Annotated in this window: 5 protein-coding genes; 2 read left to right on the forward strand and 3 right to left on the reverse strand. The window is 72.3% G+C overall.

Translation table 11 applies throughout. The annotated features are described in order from the left end of the window. Nucleotides 1-6: 6 nt before the first annotated feature. On the forward strand, nt 7-708 hold the full coding sequence (locus FBY41_RS23205; protein ID WP_141847702.1) for an SRPBCC family protein: 702 nt from the start codon (nt 7-9) through the stop codon (nt 706-708). Here the strand turns inward: FBY41_RS23205 and FBY41_RS23210 are convergent. The 3 genes from FBY41_RS23210 to FBY41_RS23555 all read right to left on the reverse strand — a co-directional run bounded on the left by FBY41_RS23210 (nt 698) and on the right by FBY41_RS23555 (nt 2,863). Continuing rightward, the gene (locus FBY41_RS23210; protein ID WP_141847704.1) at nt 698-1,114 is read right to left on the reverse strand and encodes an NINE protein; all 417 of its coding nucleotides are present in this window, start codon (nt 1,112-1,114) and stop codon (nt 698-700) included. The genes FBY41_RS23205 and FBY41_RS23210 overlap by 11 nt on opposite strands. 131 nt (nt 1,115-1,245) lie before the next feature. Further along, on the reverse strand, nt 1,246-2,298 hold the full coding sequence (locus tag FBY41_RS23215) for an NAD-dependent epimerase/dehydratase family protein (protein WP_141847706.1): 1,053 nt from the start codon (nt 2,296-2,298) through the stop codon (nt 1,246-1,248). Between the two features lie 7 nt (nt 2,299-2,305). Continuing rightward, nucleotides 2,306-2,863: a CoxG family protein gene (locus tag FBY41_RS23555; RefSeq protein WP_185749231.1), complete on the reverse strand. Its 558-nt coding sequence runs from the start codon at nt 2,861-2,863 to the stop codon at nt 2,306-2,308. A gap of 471 nt (nt 2,864-3,334) precedes the next feature. Between FBY41_RS23555 and FBY41_RS23225 the strand changes: the two genes are divergently transcribed. Then, the coding region (locus tag FBY41_RS23225) for a beta strand repeat-containing protein (protein ID WP_141847710.1) at nt 3,335-16,428 on the forward strand (13,094 nt) is incomplete at its 3' end.

Below are 16,428 nucleotides of genomic sequence, written 5' to 3' on the forward strand. Positions count from 1 at the left end.
GGGGGCATGCCAGAGCAGGAGCACGCGACGCCGGACCGCGTCCGGCAGCTGACGCGTGCCGGACTCATCGGAGGCACTGCGGCCGCTGCGGCGTTCGGGGCCTGGACCTTCCGGTGGACCTACCTGCACTACGGTGCCTCCGGCGGCGAGCCGGTCGAGACCCTGCCCGGTGACGACCTCCTACCGGCCGCAGACCTCGTCGCGACCCGCGCCGTGACGATCGGTGCCACCCCGGACCGGGTCTGGCCATGGGTCGCCCAGCTCGGCCAGGGCCGGGGCGGTTTCTACAGCTACGACCGGCTCGAGAACCTCGTCGGCTGCGAGATCGAGAGCGCCGATCGGATCCACCCCGAGTGGCAGGACGTGCAGGTCGGTGACCCGTTCCGGCTGCACCCGAAGCTCGCCCTCGTCGTCGCGGAGTTCAACCCTGGTCACAGCCTCGTCGTCGACGGCCGGGCCAGGCCGGGGGAGCCGGCGCCGCCCTACGACTTCACGTGGGCCTTCGTCGTGCGGCGACACCCCGGACTGCGCACGCGCCTCATCGTGCGGGAGCGCTACGGCTACACGACGCCCGCGTCGCGGTTCATCGTCGAACCGCTGGCGGCTGGCAGCGCGGTCATGACGCGCAAGATGCTGCACGGCATACGCGATCGGGTGGAGGCGGCCCGGCCGGGAGGACCTCAGCCGGGCACCTGGGTCACCAGTTGAGCAGGACCCGGTCCTGCTTGTCGCGGAAGGTGCCCACGAGGATGAGGATGAGGTCGATGAGGGCCCAGATGCCGAGGCCGCCGAAGGTGACCAGCTGGAGCACTCCCGTGCCGACCTTGCCGACGTAGAAGCGGTGCACCCCGAGCACGCCGACGAAGAAGCAGAGCAGCGCGGCGGCCAGCCGGGAGCGGTCGCTCACCGGGTTGCCGGAGGCGTCGTGCGTCACCGGGACGAAGGCGGCGGAGATGGTCGGCGCCGACGGTGCCTGCGCCTGCGGCAGGAGGGGGCCGACCTGCTCGGTCCAGGAGTCGCCGTCCCAGTAGCGGGACTGCGGCGTGCCCTCGGGGTCCGGGTACCACCCCGCCGGGATCTCGCGCGGGGGCGGCGGGACGGGGTTCTCGGTCATGCTGTCCTCCGGAGGTCGGTGCTGCGTAGTGACCAGCATGCCGTATGCCGTGACGCGGAGACCGAGCCATCCCCAGCCTCGGGTGCCCGGTCACGTGCGTCGGGACGTGGGCACTCGACTGGCGGGACGGGTCAGCCGCCGGGGAGGGCGCTGCGGAGCCAGTCGAGGACGGAGCGGTCACGCGCCCAGGCGGGGTCGCCCACCGACGGCGCCTGCGGGTCGCCTCCCACGGCGGCGCCGTCCGTCGGGCCGTCCTCCCCGTCAGTGCTCGACGCCGACGCGCGGGGCGTCGCGAGCGACCGTCGGATCGCCTCGGCCACGGTGAGCCGGCCGCCGACCGGCTCACCGAGCACGTCGGCTGCGTCGCGCTCGGCCACCATGTCGTGCCCGAGGCTCGGGATGAGGGACTCGACGACCGGTGCCGGCACGTCGACGAGGCGACCGGCGACCCGCGCGACGACGTCGACCGGGGCGAGCCACACGGGCACCTGCACGCGACGCAGGCGGGCGGCGCGGGCATACGTGCGCAGCAGCGCCATGTAACTGAGTGGATCGGGCCCCACGACGTCGAGGTGCCCGGTGACCTCGGCGCGCTCGATCGCCTCGGCGAGGTAGTACACGGCATCGGTGACCGACACCGGCTGGATGACCGAGCTGCCCATCCAGGCCGGCACCGTCTGCACGACGCCGAGCCGCTGCGACGTCTGCCTCATCACCTCGAAGCTCGTCGATCCGGCTCCCACGACCATCGACGCGCGCAGGGTGAGCACGGACGTGTCGGCCGTCGCGAGGATCTGCTCGACCTCGAGCCGAGAGAGCAGGTGGTCGGACAGCTCCTCGGGCGGCAGGTCCGGCACGATGCCGGAGAAGTAGACGAGGCGGGTGGCGCCGACGACGCCCGCGGCATACGCGACGTTGTCGGCCGCCTGCCGGTCGAGCCGCATGAAGTCGGCGTCATCGAGCCCGTGCACGAGGTAGCAGATCGCATCGACGCCGTGCAGCGCCGCCACGACCGCCGCCTCGTCGTGCACGTCGACGCGCCGCCACTCGACGTCTCCCGACCAGGGGTATGCGCTCGAGGGGCTCCGGTGGTGGGTGGCCACGACGTCGTGGCCGCGTCGCAGCAGCTCGGGCACGAGGCGGGAGCCGACGTAGCCGCTCGCGCCGACGACGGCGACCTTCATCGAGCGGTCACGAGCGACGACGCCGACGGCCCGTGAAGGAGCCGAGCAGGTCGGTCGCCGACCTCCACAGGTCGACCGCGTCGCCGTCGTCCTCACCCGGCGCGGTGGCGGCGTCGGGGCTCGCCATGCGATGGAGGAAGCGCTCGACGAGGGGGTCCGACGCCCGCTGCACGAGACCCCGGCCGACCTCGAGCGCCGAGCCGTAGAAGTGGAGGTCGGTCGTCATCCGGGCGCGGGTGGCCGGTCGCTCCTCGGTGTGGCCCTCGGCCTGCGAGAGCACGACCGCGACGGCGATCGTCGCCTTGCCGAGCCCGTGCCGCTCATGGCCGGTGGCCTCGATCCTCGCCCGGTGGGTGTCGGTGAGTCGCTCGGTCAGCGAACCTGCGCCGTCGAACCAGACGGTCAGTGGGCCGAGGCGCGAGCGGATGTTGCCGACGAAGTCGTCGCCCTCGACCTCCGTGACGGTCGCGCCGGGGAAGCACCGACCGACGACCTCGAGGTCCATGAAGTTGGCCCACACGTGCTCGATGGGTGCGTCGAGCACCTGGCTGTGACTGAGCCTCACGGCGGCACCTCCTGCACGGCATACGGTCTCGGCTGTCACGGTGCCATACCCATCCCGCCCGCGCGAGGGTCGGTCGGCCGGCGCAGCCCTCGCCCCCTGATCGAGAGAGCAGTCCGTCCGGGATGACGGGGTGACGACGGCGTGGGCACTGACCCTTTGTGACAGGACGAAATCACTCTGCCCGTGCCGACAGGCATTGCCGTCCGATGGTGAAGATGCGCCGCTCTCCACGAATGTCATTGAGAAACAATGGCTTTCGCGCATTGAAGGATGTCGCCGCGGTCGCGACGGTGGACACGTCTCTCGGATGCTGAGACGGCTCCGGGGGGTGAGCCCCGGGCAGATTTCGCCGAAATCGAGACATGGGTCACACGCCGTCCTATTGTCCGAAACGGCGCGTCTTTGCCGCGCCATCGGAACCGACACCGGCTGCGCCACTCGACGGGAAGCCTCATGGGCTTGATCCATCGTTTGACCGCTACGCCCAGTCCCCGACTCGGCGCAGCGATCCGCCCTGTCCGGTTCGTCGCCGCAGGCACCGCCCTGATCCTCGGGGTCGCCGGCGTCCCCGCGGCCGTCGCGACGGCCGCGGCCGCCCCCGCGACTGCGGCTCCAGCCGCCGCAACGGGCCCCGTCGCGCCGCCCCTGACCCCCGCGCAGCAGCGTGCCGGGCAGGTCGCAAGCCAGGTCGCGGGCGTGGCCGACTGGTTCCTCAAGATCGACGACGCCGTGGCCACGCAGCAGGCCGGGTATGCCGGCGCGAAGCTCGCGCAGTCGGGTGCCGTCGCGATGGCGAAGGCCGTCAACAAGGCCGTTGCCGCCGGCGCCAGCTCGCGCACGGTGAGCGTGGGCTCGCCCTCTCGCCTCGGCGGCGCGGTGACGACGACCGGTGCCCGCACCCTCACGACGACCACGCTGCCGGGCGGCGCCGCCGGGCAGCCGGGGACCCCCCTGACGACCGTCACGACCACCCCGAAGCCGCCGACGGCGGGCAGCGGATCGGCCACGCCGACCCCCTCGCCGACCTCGACAGGGAGCACCGGATCGCAGATGCACTGCGTCCGGTCGGCCGACGGCAACTCGGTGACCTGCACGAGCGGCACCTCGCCCACCGGCACCCCGACGCCGACGGCGACGACCACTGCGACGCCCACGCCGACAGCCACCGCGACGCCGTCCACGACGACGAGCTCGGCCGCGGCCACGACGGCGACGCCGACGAGCGCGACCACCACTGCCGCGCCCGCCCTGCTCACGGCATCGAGCGCACCGGAGACGCCGGTCGGGCCCGACGCCGCCATCACCGATGCCGACCTCAACGCCGTCGTCGCGACCGTCGAGGCGGAGTGGCAGGACGCCTACCCGTCTGCCGACTTCAGCGGCTTCTCCGCCCACGTCGGCGACCTGCCCGACCTGCAGCTCGGCTCGGAGGGATCCGGCAGCGTGACGATCGATGTCGATGCCGCCGGCTGGGGCTGGGGGAGCGGCGGAATGAGCCTCAAGACCGCGGTGCGCCACGAGATGGGGCACTACCTCGGGCTCGGGCACTCGTCGGGCCTCATGGGCTCCACGTTGAGCCCGGGCGAGAGCTGGCCGGTCGACGCCTCCAACCTGCCGAAGCCCGACCCGGCACCGGCACCGACAGCAGACCCGGCACCCACCTCGGCTGACTCCACCTCGAGTGGCGCCTCGAGCACCGGCACGACGTCCACCGACACCGCAGCGATGGCAACCACCGCAGCGACCACGGACAGCACGGCCACCTCGGACCCGACGCCCACCGACCCGACGCCCACCGCCGACCCGACCTCGAGCACCGGCGCCACCTCGGACCCGACGGCGACGCCGGACCCGACGGGGACCTCGGGTGTCACCTCGGACCCGACCGCCGGCACCGACCCGACCATCGACCCGATCCCTGCGCCCGACACCTCGGGCACCCCGCTCCCGCCCGCCCCCACGGCCTCCGGCACGACGTCCGACACGACGTCCGGCACAGCAGCGTCAGGCACCACGACGACGACTACGACGACCGCCGGAACCGGGACCACGACGACCACCGCCACCACAGGCTCAGCCGCCACCACGACCGACGGGACGACGTCGACGGCCGGTGGCGCAGCGGCAACCACGACGTCCACGACGAGCACGACGGGTGCGACCACGCCCGCGACGACGCTCGCCTGGAAGCTCGTCGGCGGAGTCCTCACCCTCGACGGCGGCAGTCTCCCGCTCGTCGGCACGATCAGCTTCGACCGTGGCAGCAACACGGTCACCTTCAGCCCGGCCGGGGGCGGCGTCGCCGTCGTCGGCTCGACCCTCAACATCAGCCTCGTGCGCATCATCGGCGGCGCCGGCGACGACGACCTCACCTTCGACGTGCCTGCCACCGGGGTTTTCTTCGCCTTCGACGGCGGGGGCGGCGCCAACACCGTGCGCGGCCCTCCCACCGACACGACCTGGACGATCAGCGGCCCTGACGCCGGCTCCTTCGGCGTCGTCTCCTTCACCCACGTCGGGCACCTCGTCGGTGCTCCCGACACCAAGGACACCTTCACCCTCGGCACCCGGGGCTCGCTCTCCGCGGGCCTGGACGGCGGAGCGCGTGGCTTCGACTCCCTCGTCGTCAGCGGACGGCGCGGCGTCGTCGGCACGACCGCTGTCGACCACAGCACCGGCACCCTGACCATCGACGGCACGCTCCTGCGCTACGCCGGCCTCGAGCCCATCTCGGTCGCCACCGCCGACGTCACCGTCACCGGAACCGCCGGCAACGACACGATCCACGTCGCCGTGTCGGGCACGACGCTCAGCGTCTCGAGCCCGACGATCGAAACCCTCAACATCGCGGTCTCGGGTCTCGCCAAGCTCACGATCGACGGGCTGGGCGGCACCGACAGCATCACCTTCGACACCGACCTGCTCATCCCGGGCCTCGTGCTCGACGTCACCGCCGAGACCATCACCGTCGGCAGCGTCGTCATCAACACGACCGGTGGGGCGACGAGCGGCGAGGTGCACCTGCGGGCCGTCGCCACCGACAACGGCACCGGCACCGCCGTCATCCACGCGGCTCCCGGCGCGACGATCTCGCTGACCGGCGCGACCATCCGCTCCGGCGACATCTCGATCGACGCGAGCGCCTCCTCCACGATCTCGACCGCGACGCCGATCACCAAGGTCACCATCAACTCCTCGGCCACGGTGACGATCACCGACTCGACCCTCGCGTCGTCGGGTGACATCCAGGCCACGAGCACCTCGACCGTGACCGCCGACCTCGAGTCAGGCGCCCTCGCCGGGACCATCGACAACACGACGAGCGCCGCTCTCGCCATCCTCACCGTGACGACGACGGCGATCACCACGCTGTCCGGCACGACGACCTTCACGGCCGGCGGCGACGTCGTCGTCTCGGCGGCGACGCCGAGCGACCTCACCGCGGTCGCGACCGCCCTCGAGGTCGGCGGCGGAGCGGGTGTCGCCTTCGTGACGCTGGTTGGCACGAGCCAGGCCCTCGTCGACGCGCACAGCAGCGGCAACACCGCCAAGAGCCTCGAGGTCACCTCGGACGCGACCCACACGATCACGACGACCGGGGTCGCGAGCCAGGGCGGGGCGACCTCCAACTCAGACTCGATCGACTGGCCCGTCACTCCCGCACAGCTGCTCAGCGACATCGCGACGACGCTGAGCCCCCTCCAGGTCGCCGCCTCCGTGGCCGTCACCCGCGTGACGACGACCTCGGACGCGGCGATCGCCCCGGCGACCGGCGCCTTCAGCCTCACCACCCCGGCCGCCGGCTCGGTGCTCGTCCACGCGGCGAACTCCACCACCGCCACGACGCTGGGCGACGCGAGCGCCGTCTTCCGCTCGGCCTCCGGCATCGGCGCAGCCGTCGCGGTCGCGATCGCCAATGCTGCCGCCACCGCGCGTCTCGGTGGCAACCTCTCGCTGACGACGGGCTCCGTGACCGTCGAGGCCCCCGACGGCGTGCAGACCTTCGACACCAAGGCGGCCTCCGGCGTCGGTGGGTCGGTCACCGCGGTGGCACTCCCCGGCGGCAGCGGCTCGACCTTCAGCCTCCAGGGCTCCGTGGCGGTCAACGTCGTCACCGCGACCAGCTCGGCCACGCTGTCGCCCTCGGCGAGCCTCTCGGCACCCGGGGCGAACGTGAAGCTGGCGAGCAGCCACACGACGAGCTCGACCGTCACCGCTCGCCCGATCGGCCCGTTCTTCACGCCGCAGACCAACGTCGAGGCCGACAACAAGACCTTCGTGCTCCCGCTGCCGCTCCAGCACGGCAACGGCCTCTTCGCCAAGACGTTCGAGAAGGTCGCCTACTCCAACGGCGGCGGCGTCAGCATGGGCGGCCTGACGATGAACTCGCAGTACTACCTCTGGTGCCCGCACGCCGACACCCTCGGCTTCTGCCTCCCCGACGCCGACGGCAAGACGCGGATCCAGCTCATCTCGGGCAGCCTGCTCATCCCGCCGGTCTTCGGCACGACGCCGGACAGCTCGCTCATCCTCACCGTCGACCCCTCCGTCGCCGAGGGCTCGGACCACTTCTTCTACCTCGTCGACAGCCCCGGCGACGCCGTCGGCATCGGCGTCGGGGTCGGCGTCAACATCGTCAACGACTCCGACTCGGCGACGATCGGCAACGGCGCGACCCTGACCGGCGCGCACGACCTCACCCTCGAGGCGACCACCGACAGCTCGATGACGACCTTCGCCAAGAGCGCCTCGGCCGGCGCCATCGCGGTCACCCCTGTCGTGGCCGTCGGCATCTCCAACGTCTTCACCCACGCGGACCTCGGCACCGGCTCCCTGCTGACCCTCACCGGCGCGTATGCCGCGACCGCCACCCAGACGGCAGGCGTGGACTCCTCGACGAGTGGCGACACGACCTCCAACGGCGCGATCGGCGCGTCCGTCGCCATCAACACCGCCGACCACGAGGTGACCGCCAAGACGGCTCGCAGCCTCACCACCGTCGGCTCGGCCGCCTTCACGGCCAGCGGCGCCTCGACGACGTCGAGCTACTCGTGGGCCGGCACCGCGGGCGCGCCCGACAAGGACACCTCGACGTCGAGCTCCGTCAACGGGCTCGCCGACAGCTACCTGACGATGGGCAACAACCTCGCGGGCACGAGCGGGGCCAAGAAGGGCAAGGACAGCACGACGCCCACTGCCGGCACGGCCGAGAACAGCGGTGCCTCGCTCAGCGTCGCCGCGGCCATCGCCTTCAACCTCGTCAGGACCGTCAGTGACGTGTCGCTCCCCGGCTCCGTGACGATCACCGTCGACGGCGGGCCGCTCACCCTCTCGAGCTCCGCGAACACCGACGCGTCGGCGACCGGTGACGGCGAGACCGGCACGAACGGTGCGGTCGCGGCGATCGGCGCCGGTGTCGGCCTCAACCTGGCCACCGTCGACAACCTCGCCGACATCGCCGCCGGCGCCACCGTGCACGCGGTCGGCGTCACCATGGGCGCCACGATGACCCCGACGGGCGACACCTCGCCGACCTCGTGCGACGACCCCGAGGCCGACTGCACCCACACCATCGAGGCCGGGGCGGTCTCGGCCTCCTCGGGCGGCGGCAAGCTCGGCGTGGCCGGCTCGGTGGCCATCAACATCGTCACGATCACGACGAGCGCCCAGGTCAAGAGCGCCACCGGCCTGACGACGACGGTCGACGCCCGGGGCGGCGCCCTCGCCCTCGGTGCTCACTCCGGAAGCGCGGCCACGGCCAGCGCCACCCCCTACCGCGACGCCTTCGACCCCGCCGACATCCTCACCGACTCCGCCGGCAAGCTGACGACGATCCGCCTGCCCTACGAGCTGGCCGACGGAAACGTCAAGACCGGCGACAAGCTCGTCTACTTCACCGGCGGCGGCGACCCGATCGGCATCGTCCCGAGCAGCAGCGTTCTGCTCTGCCAGACCGTGACGGGCCTCAACCCTGACTGTGCCCTCAAGAACAACTACACGTACTTCGCCATCGTGGAGCGCCCCGGCTACATCCAGCTCGCCGACAGCTTCGCCAACGCCATCCTGGGCATCGAGCTCGAGTTCGACACCACGAAGACGACGGGCACCGCGCACTACTTCGTCGTCGTCGACTCGGGCGGCGACAACGAGCCGCCGAAGATGGGCATCGGTGCCTCCTTCGGCATGACGATCGACAACGTGACGACGACAGCCGCCGTCATGGACAACGTCGTGCTCACCGACCTCGACTCGCTCGAGATCGTCGCCGAGACCGAGGCCGAGACCGGAGCCGAGGCCGTGAGCGGCTCCGGCGGCGGCATCGCGATCTCGCCCTCGGTCGGTCTGACTCTCTCCACCGTCACGACGAGCGCCCGCCTCGGCACCGGAGCCACGCTCGTCGTGCCCGGCGAGGTCACCCTCGAGGCCACGCAGCACACCGCCACCGAGACGATCGGCCGCGGCGACGTCGACGCCGAGACCGCCGGCATCGCCCTGGCGCTGGCGCTGGCGATCGTCGAGGACGAGGTCACGGCCAACGTCGCCCGCAACGTCACCGCCTCCGCGGTCTCGCTCTCGGCCAGCGGCTCCTCCGCCAACGACAGCGTGACCGACGCCGCCGCACCGGGCGCTCCCAAGGACCCCAACGCTGGCGTCAACAAGACGGCCGACAAGTGGCTCGGGCAGGGCAACGCCGTGTCGACGGCCACGACCGGCAAGAGCTCGAAGAGCTCGAGCACGCCGGCCGCGGCCACGAGTGACGGCTCCGTCTCGGTCGCCGGCGCCGTCACCATCAACATCGTCACGACCGTCTCCAAGGCGTGGCTCTCCGACGGACTCACCGTCACGGCGACGGACGGCCCGGTCACCCTGGCGAGCTCGGCCAACACCGATGTGGCGGGCGAGGCCAAGGGCACGACGGCGACCAAGACCGGGGTCGGCATCGGCGCCGGTGTCGTCGTCAACCTCGTCACCATGACGAACCTCGCGACGACCGGTGCGAGCACGGTCGACGCCCACGGCCTCGACGTCTTGGCCACCATGACCCAGGTCGACAACGCCGAGGACCCGACGGCCGAGCCGGACGTCACGCACACCATCAAGGCCGATGCGACGGCCGGTGCGAGCAACACCACCGACCTCGGCGTTGCCGGTGCCCTCGCCCTCAACATCGTCACGGCGAGCACCCAGGCCCTCGTGCCGGCAGGCGCGACACTCGTCATGCACGACGGCGACATCACCCTCACGGCCGCCTACGCCGAGGTCGACGTCGCCGGCGCCTCGGCCAACCCGACCTTCAAGGCCTGCGCCCAGGTGCTCGGGCTGCCGTGCCTCATCTCGAAGAAGATCACGGGCGAGAACACCGACGGCGCCGGGGTCGGCATCGGTGCCGCGGCCGCCATCCAGGTGCTCGCCTCCACCGTCACCAAGGCCGAGATCGCCGACGGCGTCTCGCTCACCGGCGGCCACGACGTCACCATCTCGGCCACCTCCGAGCGCTGGATCTCGACGATCGCCGAGGCCGGCGCCAAGGGAGGCACGGCCGTCAGCCCGGCCGTCGCGCTCATCGTCAACTCGGGCGAGTCGACGACCGCGCGCCTCGGCACCGGTCCCGCCATCGACATCAACGGCGCCCTCACGATCGAGGCCGTGCACACCTCCGACCTCACCGAGACCCAGGCCAACGGCGACGTCAAGGCGACGAACGTCGGCGTCGGCATGGCGATCGCCCTGCCGATCGTCATCGGCTGGACGACGCTCGCCGAGCTCTCGCGCAGCGCGACGGTCGACAGCGCCTCCATCACCGCCGAGTCGCGCATCGCCGCGCTCGCCCAGGCCAACGCGAGCTCGGTCGGCCAGGCGAAGACGTCGACGACGAAGACCGCGGACGCCACGGCGACCGACACGGTCAAGAACGACCCCAACGCCGGCGGCAAGGGCGCCGACGCCCCGCCCAAGGCGAACGACGCGGCCAAGGCCGGCTCCTCCGCCTCGAGCGCCCAGTCCGGCCAAGGCAGCAGCTCGGTCGGCATCGCCGCCGCCTTCGGCGTCGTGTGGGTGCAGTCGACCAACATCGCGCGCGTCGTGAACGGCGTGACGATCGACGCGGCCGGCCCGATCACCGTCGGCGCCTACCAGCTGACCGACATCACCTCGCGCGGCACCGGCACCTCGCTCAACACCGACGCCAACTCGACCGGCTTCGGCATCGGCGTGGGCTTCGCCCACCTCGACATCGCGAGCTCCGCCCTCGTCGGCACCGGGACCACCCTCAGCGGTGACGCGATCACCGTCGAGGCGACGACGCCGCTCGACGAGACCACCGGCCTCCCGCTCGGGAACGCCGTCACCGTCTGGGGCATCGCGGCGGCGGGCGGCAAGGGTGACCCGCAGATCGCCGGGTCGGCCGGGATCATCGTCGTGAAGTACGTGACCACCGCCTCGGTCGGCGCCGGTTCCACCCTCACCTCGACGGGCGACCTCACGGTCCGCGCCACCAACCCGATGGGCATGCAGAACCTCGCGCTCGCCGCCGGCCTCGCCTCGAACGGCCAGGGTGTCGGCGCCGCCATCGCGATCACCGTCCTCACCGCGGTCACGACGACGGCGCTCATCGACTCGAGCGCGGCCACGCCGACGACGACGAACGCCTCCGGCGCGACGACCGTCGAGGCCACGGCCCACCTCTCGCCGCTGCCCTTCGACATCATTCACGACCTGCTGAGCGAGTTCGCCGACACGATCAAGAGCCTGCCGGTGCTCGGCATGGACAGCCTCCAGACGCCGCCCTTCTCGTCGGTGGCGCTCGGCGGCGGCGCGGGCTCGGGCGACCTCGGCGTCGGCGGCTCCTTCGTCGTCATCGTCGGCAACCGCTCGACGAGCGCCCGCATCGGCACCGCTGCCCTCGTCAACCAGACCGACCACGGCGACACCGGCCAGAGCGTCACCGTGCTCGCCCGCGACGACGTGTCGACCATCGCCATCGCCGGCGGCATCGGCCTGTCGACGAAGGGCACCGGGGTCGGCGTCGCCGTCATCGTCGCGGTCACCAACCAGGACGTGCGGGCCGGCATCGCGAACGGCGCCAAGGTCTGGGCCGGGGGCGACGTCCGCGTCCGCGCCATCGCCACCGACCCCGTGCTCGCCGCCGCCGCCTCGCTCGGCGTCGCCAAGCAGAACGCCGCCGCCGGCTCCTTCATCGTCATCGTCCAGAACCAGGGCTCCGGCGCGCCCGGCACCTACGCGAGCCTCGGCGGCGGCGCCTCCGCGGCCGACCGCGTCACCGTCACCGCCGGCGGCGACCTCGAGGTGAGCGCCCGCAGTGCCATCGACGACGCCGGCAAGGCCACCACCATCAGGCTGTATGCCGGTGGGCTGGCCATCGGGGCCGGCAACGCAGGCATCGGGCTGGCAGCCTCCGTCCTCGTGCGGGCCAGCCGCGTCAGCGCGACCACCGGGCAGGGCGCCACGCTCGCCGCCCGTGCGGCCACCGCCAGCACGACCCCGGGCCTCACCGTCTCGGCGACCCAGCTCGGCGACATCATGCTCATCGCGATCGCGGGCGGCGCGGGCAAGAGCGTCGGCATCGCCGGCTCGACGACCGTCAACGTGCTCACCGACACGACGACCGCGAGCATCGGCGCCGACTCCCAGGTCAACCAGGCGAACGCCGGCGCACCCGGGCGTCAGGACGTCGTCGTCATCGCCTCCGACCGCACGACGATCGTCGCCGCGGCGGGCATGGTCGCGATCGGCGGCACGGCCGGCATCGGCGCCGGCGCCGACGTCGAGGTCATCACGAAGACGACGACCTCCTCGGTCGGCGACCGCACCCGCATCACCGCCAACGGCGACGTCGTCGTCTCGGCCGTCTCGAGCGAGAAGATCACCTCGATCTCCGTCGGCGGCGCGGTCGGTGGCGACGTCGCGATCGCCCTCAACGCCGGCGTCTCCGTCATGACCGTGACGACCACGGCGACGCTCGGCGCGAGCACCGTCGTCGTCGCCGGCGGCAACGTCCTCGTCACGGCCGACGAGGTGCTCGAGCTGCTCATCGTCGCCGGCAACGTCACCGCCTCCGGCAGCGCGTCGGTCGGCGCGGGCGCGGCCGTCCCGGTCCTCACGAAGACGACGACGGCCACGGTCGGCGACGGAGCCAAGGTCACGGCATACGGCCTCGTGGGGCGGGTTGCCCACGGCACGGTCAACAGCGGCGGCTACACGATGACCCAGCAGGACCCGCGCTTCGACCCGCGCGGCTTCACCGACGGCAACCCCGTGCCGCAGGGTCTCGACCCGAGCGACCCCAACCACTTCGCCATCGTCATGCCGACCCCGCACGGCTTCAGCACGGGCCAGCAGGTCATCTACGACAACGGCGGCGGCGCCGACATCACCGGCCTGCACGACGGCAACACCTACTACGTCAACGTCCTCACCCCGACGCGCTTCACCCTCTCGCTCACGGCCCGCGGACCCCCGCTCGCCCTCAGCCTGCCCAACGCGCTCATGGGCGAGTCCCAGCGCCTCGTGCCGACCAACAGCGCCCAGCCGACCAAGGACGCCTCGCCGCGGTTCATCCCGGCCAAGGACGTCAGCGGCAACACGATCACCCTCCCCTACTCCTTCATCACCCCGATCGCGACCGGCGACGCCGTCATCTACAGCTCCGGCGGCGGCACCCCGATCGGCGGGCTGACCGACGGACAGACCTACTACGCGATCGTCCTCGCGACCACCGGTCCCTTCGGAGCCCAGCAGATCCGCCTCGCGACGACGCGCGACCGCGCCATCTCCGGCCTCGCCATCACGCTGACGGCCTCCGCCGCGACCGGCACCTCCCACAGCCTCGTGCCCTCCGGCGTCCTCCCGGCGCCCGACCCGCGCACGACGAACCCGCAGACCGCCACGCTGACGACGCAGACCGGCTTCAGCGGTGTGGCCGTCACCGCGACGAACAGCGACTCGATCAACGCGATCGGCATCAGCGCCGGCGTCTCCGGCAGCGTCGCCGTCAACGTCTCCGGCACCGTCTCGGTCATCACCGTGACGACGACCGCGAGCATCGGCGCCTCGGCGAGGGTCAACTGCGCCTCCGAGAGCGACTGCAGCACGAACGTCGCGGGTGCCGACCCGGCGCAGTCGGTCATCGTCCTCGCGGGCAACAGCTTCCACCAGCTCGGCATCGCCGCCGCCGCGGCCGGGGCGGGCTCGGTCGCCGCCGGTGCCGGTGTCGCCGTCGGCGTCATCGAGATCACGACCACCTCGAGCATCGGCAACACCACCGTCGTCAACGCCAAGGGCGACATCGTCGTCGAGGCCGACGCGAGCGAGTCGTTCGTGTCGGTGGCCGCCTCGGCCGCCATCGGTGGCGACGCGGGCCTCGCCGGCGCGGTCGGCGTCACCGTCCTCGACCTCACGACGAGCGCGACCACCGGCACCGGCGTCACCCTCCGGGCCGACAACAACGTGCTCGTGATCGCGAACGACACGACCGACCTCGTCCTCGTGGCCGCCTCGCTCGGTGCCGGCGTCTGGGCCGGGCTCGGCGCGGGCGTCTCGGTGGCCGTCGTGACGAAGACGACCGAGGCCCACCTCGGCGGCAACAACGTCGTCGTCGTCCTCGCGAAGGGCGCAGCCGCCTCCGGCATCTCGGACGGCACGTCGACCGCCGCGGGCAGCTTCGGCACGAAGAGCGCCTTCCACGGCCTCGCCGTCCAGGCGGACTCCTCCGAGGAGCTCTTCGGCCTCACCGCGGGCATCGCCGGCGGCTTCGTCGGCATCGCCGGCGGCATCGGCGTCAACATCTTCACCGTCGTCGTCAAGGCCTTCATCGCCGGCGGCACGACGGTCAACAAGGGCACCTCGGGCATCATCGCCGGCGTCGCGTCGGGCCAGTCGGTCGTCGTCGCGGCCACCGACTACCTCGAGACGCTCACCATCGCCGGTGGCGTGGGCATCGGTGCCGGCGGCATCGGTGGCGGCGTCGACGTCGGGGTCGCCAACATCACCGTCCAGGCCTACCTCGGGGTGGGCAGCGACGTCTGGGCCGACGGCACCGTCGAGATCGACGCGCTCGCGACCAAGCACGTGCAGACGTATGCCGTGAGCCTCGGTGGCGGCGTCGTCGGCGTCGCCGGGTCGGTGACCGTCTGGACCGTCGGCACCGCGGCGACGAACACCTACCAGAGCGCCGTGAGCGGGCCGGACCGCGGGGTCTGGAGCTCGGGCACGACCTACGAGGCCGGCGACATCGTCTCCGTGGGTGGCGTGAAGTACTTCGCCCGCAGCCGCAACGTCGGCAAGAACCCCACGAGCAACCCGACCGTCTGGGTGCCGCGGGCGTGGAGCTCCACCGTCACCTACGAGGCCGGCGACGTCGTCACCTACAGCGGCAAGACGTATGCCGCGAAGACGCGGACCGTCGGGGACACCCCGTCGTCGTCGCCCGGTGACTGGGCCCTCGGCGACCAGTCCCCGACCGGCACGTCGACCGGCAGCGCCGACTCGCTCGCCTCGGGCGGCGACACCAACGGCGGCAGCGGCAACGGGTGGGGCAGCGTGCTCGGCGGCTCGGGCAGCATCGAGGGTTGGGTCAGCGGCACCGACTACGTGCAGGGCCAGCTCGTCAGCTCCGGCGGCCACTACTACGTCGCGCTCACCGACATCACCAACTCCCTCGTGGCACCCGAGACGGACGCAGCCTCGGCCACCCCGTCGTGGGCGCTCAGCGACGACAACTACCAGGTGCGCCAGCTGTCGAGCACGAGCGACGCCTCCTCGTCGGTGACCGGCGCGAGCCCCGGCGGGTCCGTCGCCTCGAGTCCCTTCACCCAGCCGGCGCCCCCGTCGGGCACGTCGGCGACGATCTACGGGTCGGTCCACGCCGGCGGCGACGTGCAGGTGCGCGCGACCGACCGGATCGACGTCACGAGCCTCGCGGGCGTCGCCGCTGTCGGCCTCGGCGCGCTCGGCGCCGGCGTCTCGATCGTCACCCTGGGCCTGTCGACCGACGCCGGCATCGCCTCGACCGGGTCGGTGAGCTCGGGAGCCACCGTCGGTGTGCACGCGGTGCTCGACGAGCGCGTCGACGGGCTCGCCGCGGCCGGCGCCCTCGGCGGTCTCGCCATCAGCGGCCAGGTCGTCGTCATCACCGACAGCAGCAGCCAGAGCGCTCACATCGACACCGGCGCGACCGTGCCCAAGGCGGTCACGAAGATCGCCGTCGACACCGTCGCGACCCGCACCATCTCGGCGCGCACCTTCGGCGTGAGCATCGCGGCCGGGGCGGTCGGTGCGGCCATCGCCGTCGCCGTCATCAGCGGCGACACGACTGCCCTCGTCGGCGACGTCGCCATCGGCGCGGACGGCGCCGTCGGCGGCCTCATCGTCTCCTCGACCGACACGATCATCCCGACGAACCAGGCGGTGTCGGTCCAGGGCGGCGTCGGTGCCGCGATCAGCGGAGCCGTCGCGGTCATCACCTACTCCGGCTCGACCCGTGCGGCTTCGGGGGCGCACGGGACGGTCACCATCGGCGGCCTCGGTGTCTCCGTGACCGCGACCGG

Origin of the sequence: Humibacillus xanthopallidus (assembly GCF_006716675.1) — a bacterium.
Classification (GTDB): Bacteria; Actinomycetota; Actinomycetes; order Actinomycetales; family Dermatophilaceae; genus Humibacillus; species Humibacillus xanthopallidus_B.

Coding starts and splice junctions, on each gene's coding strand:
- FBY41_RS23205 (WP_141847702.1), top strand. CDS start 7: ATGCCAGAGCAGGAGCACGCGACGCCGGACCGCGTCCGGCAGCTGACG.
- FBY41_RS23210 (WP_141847704.1), bottom strand. CDS start 1,114: ATGACCGAGAACCCCGTCCCGCCGCCCCCGCGCGAGATCCCGGCGGGG.
- FBY41_RS23215 (WP_141847706.1), bottom strand. CDS start 2,298: ATGAAGGTCGCCGTCGTCGGCGCGAGCGGCTACGTCGGCTCCCGCCTC.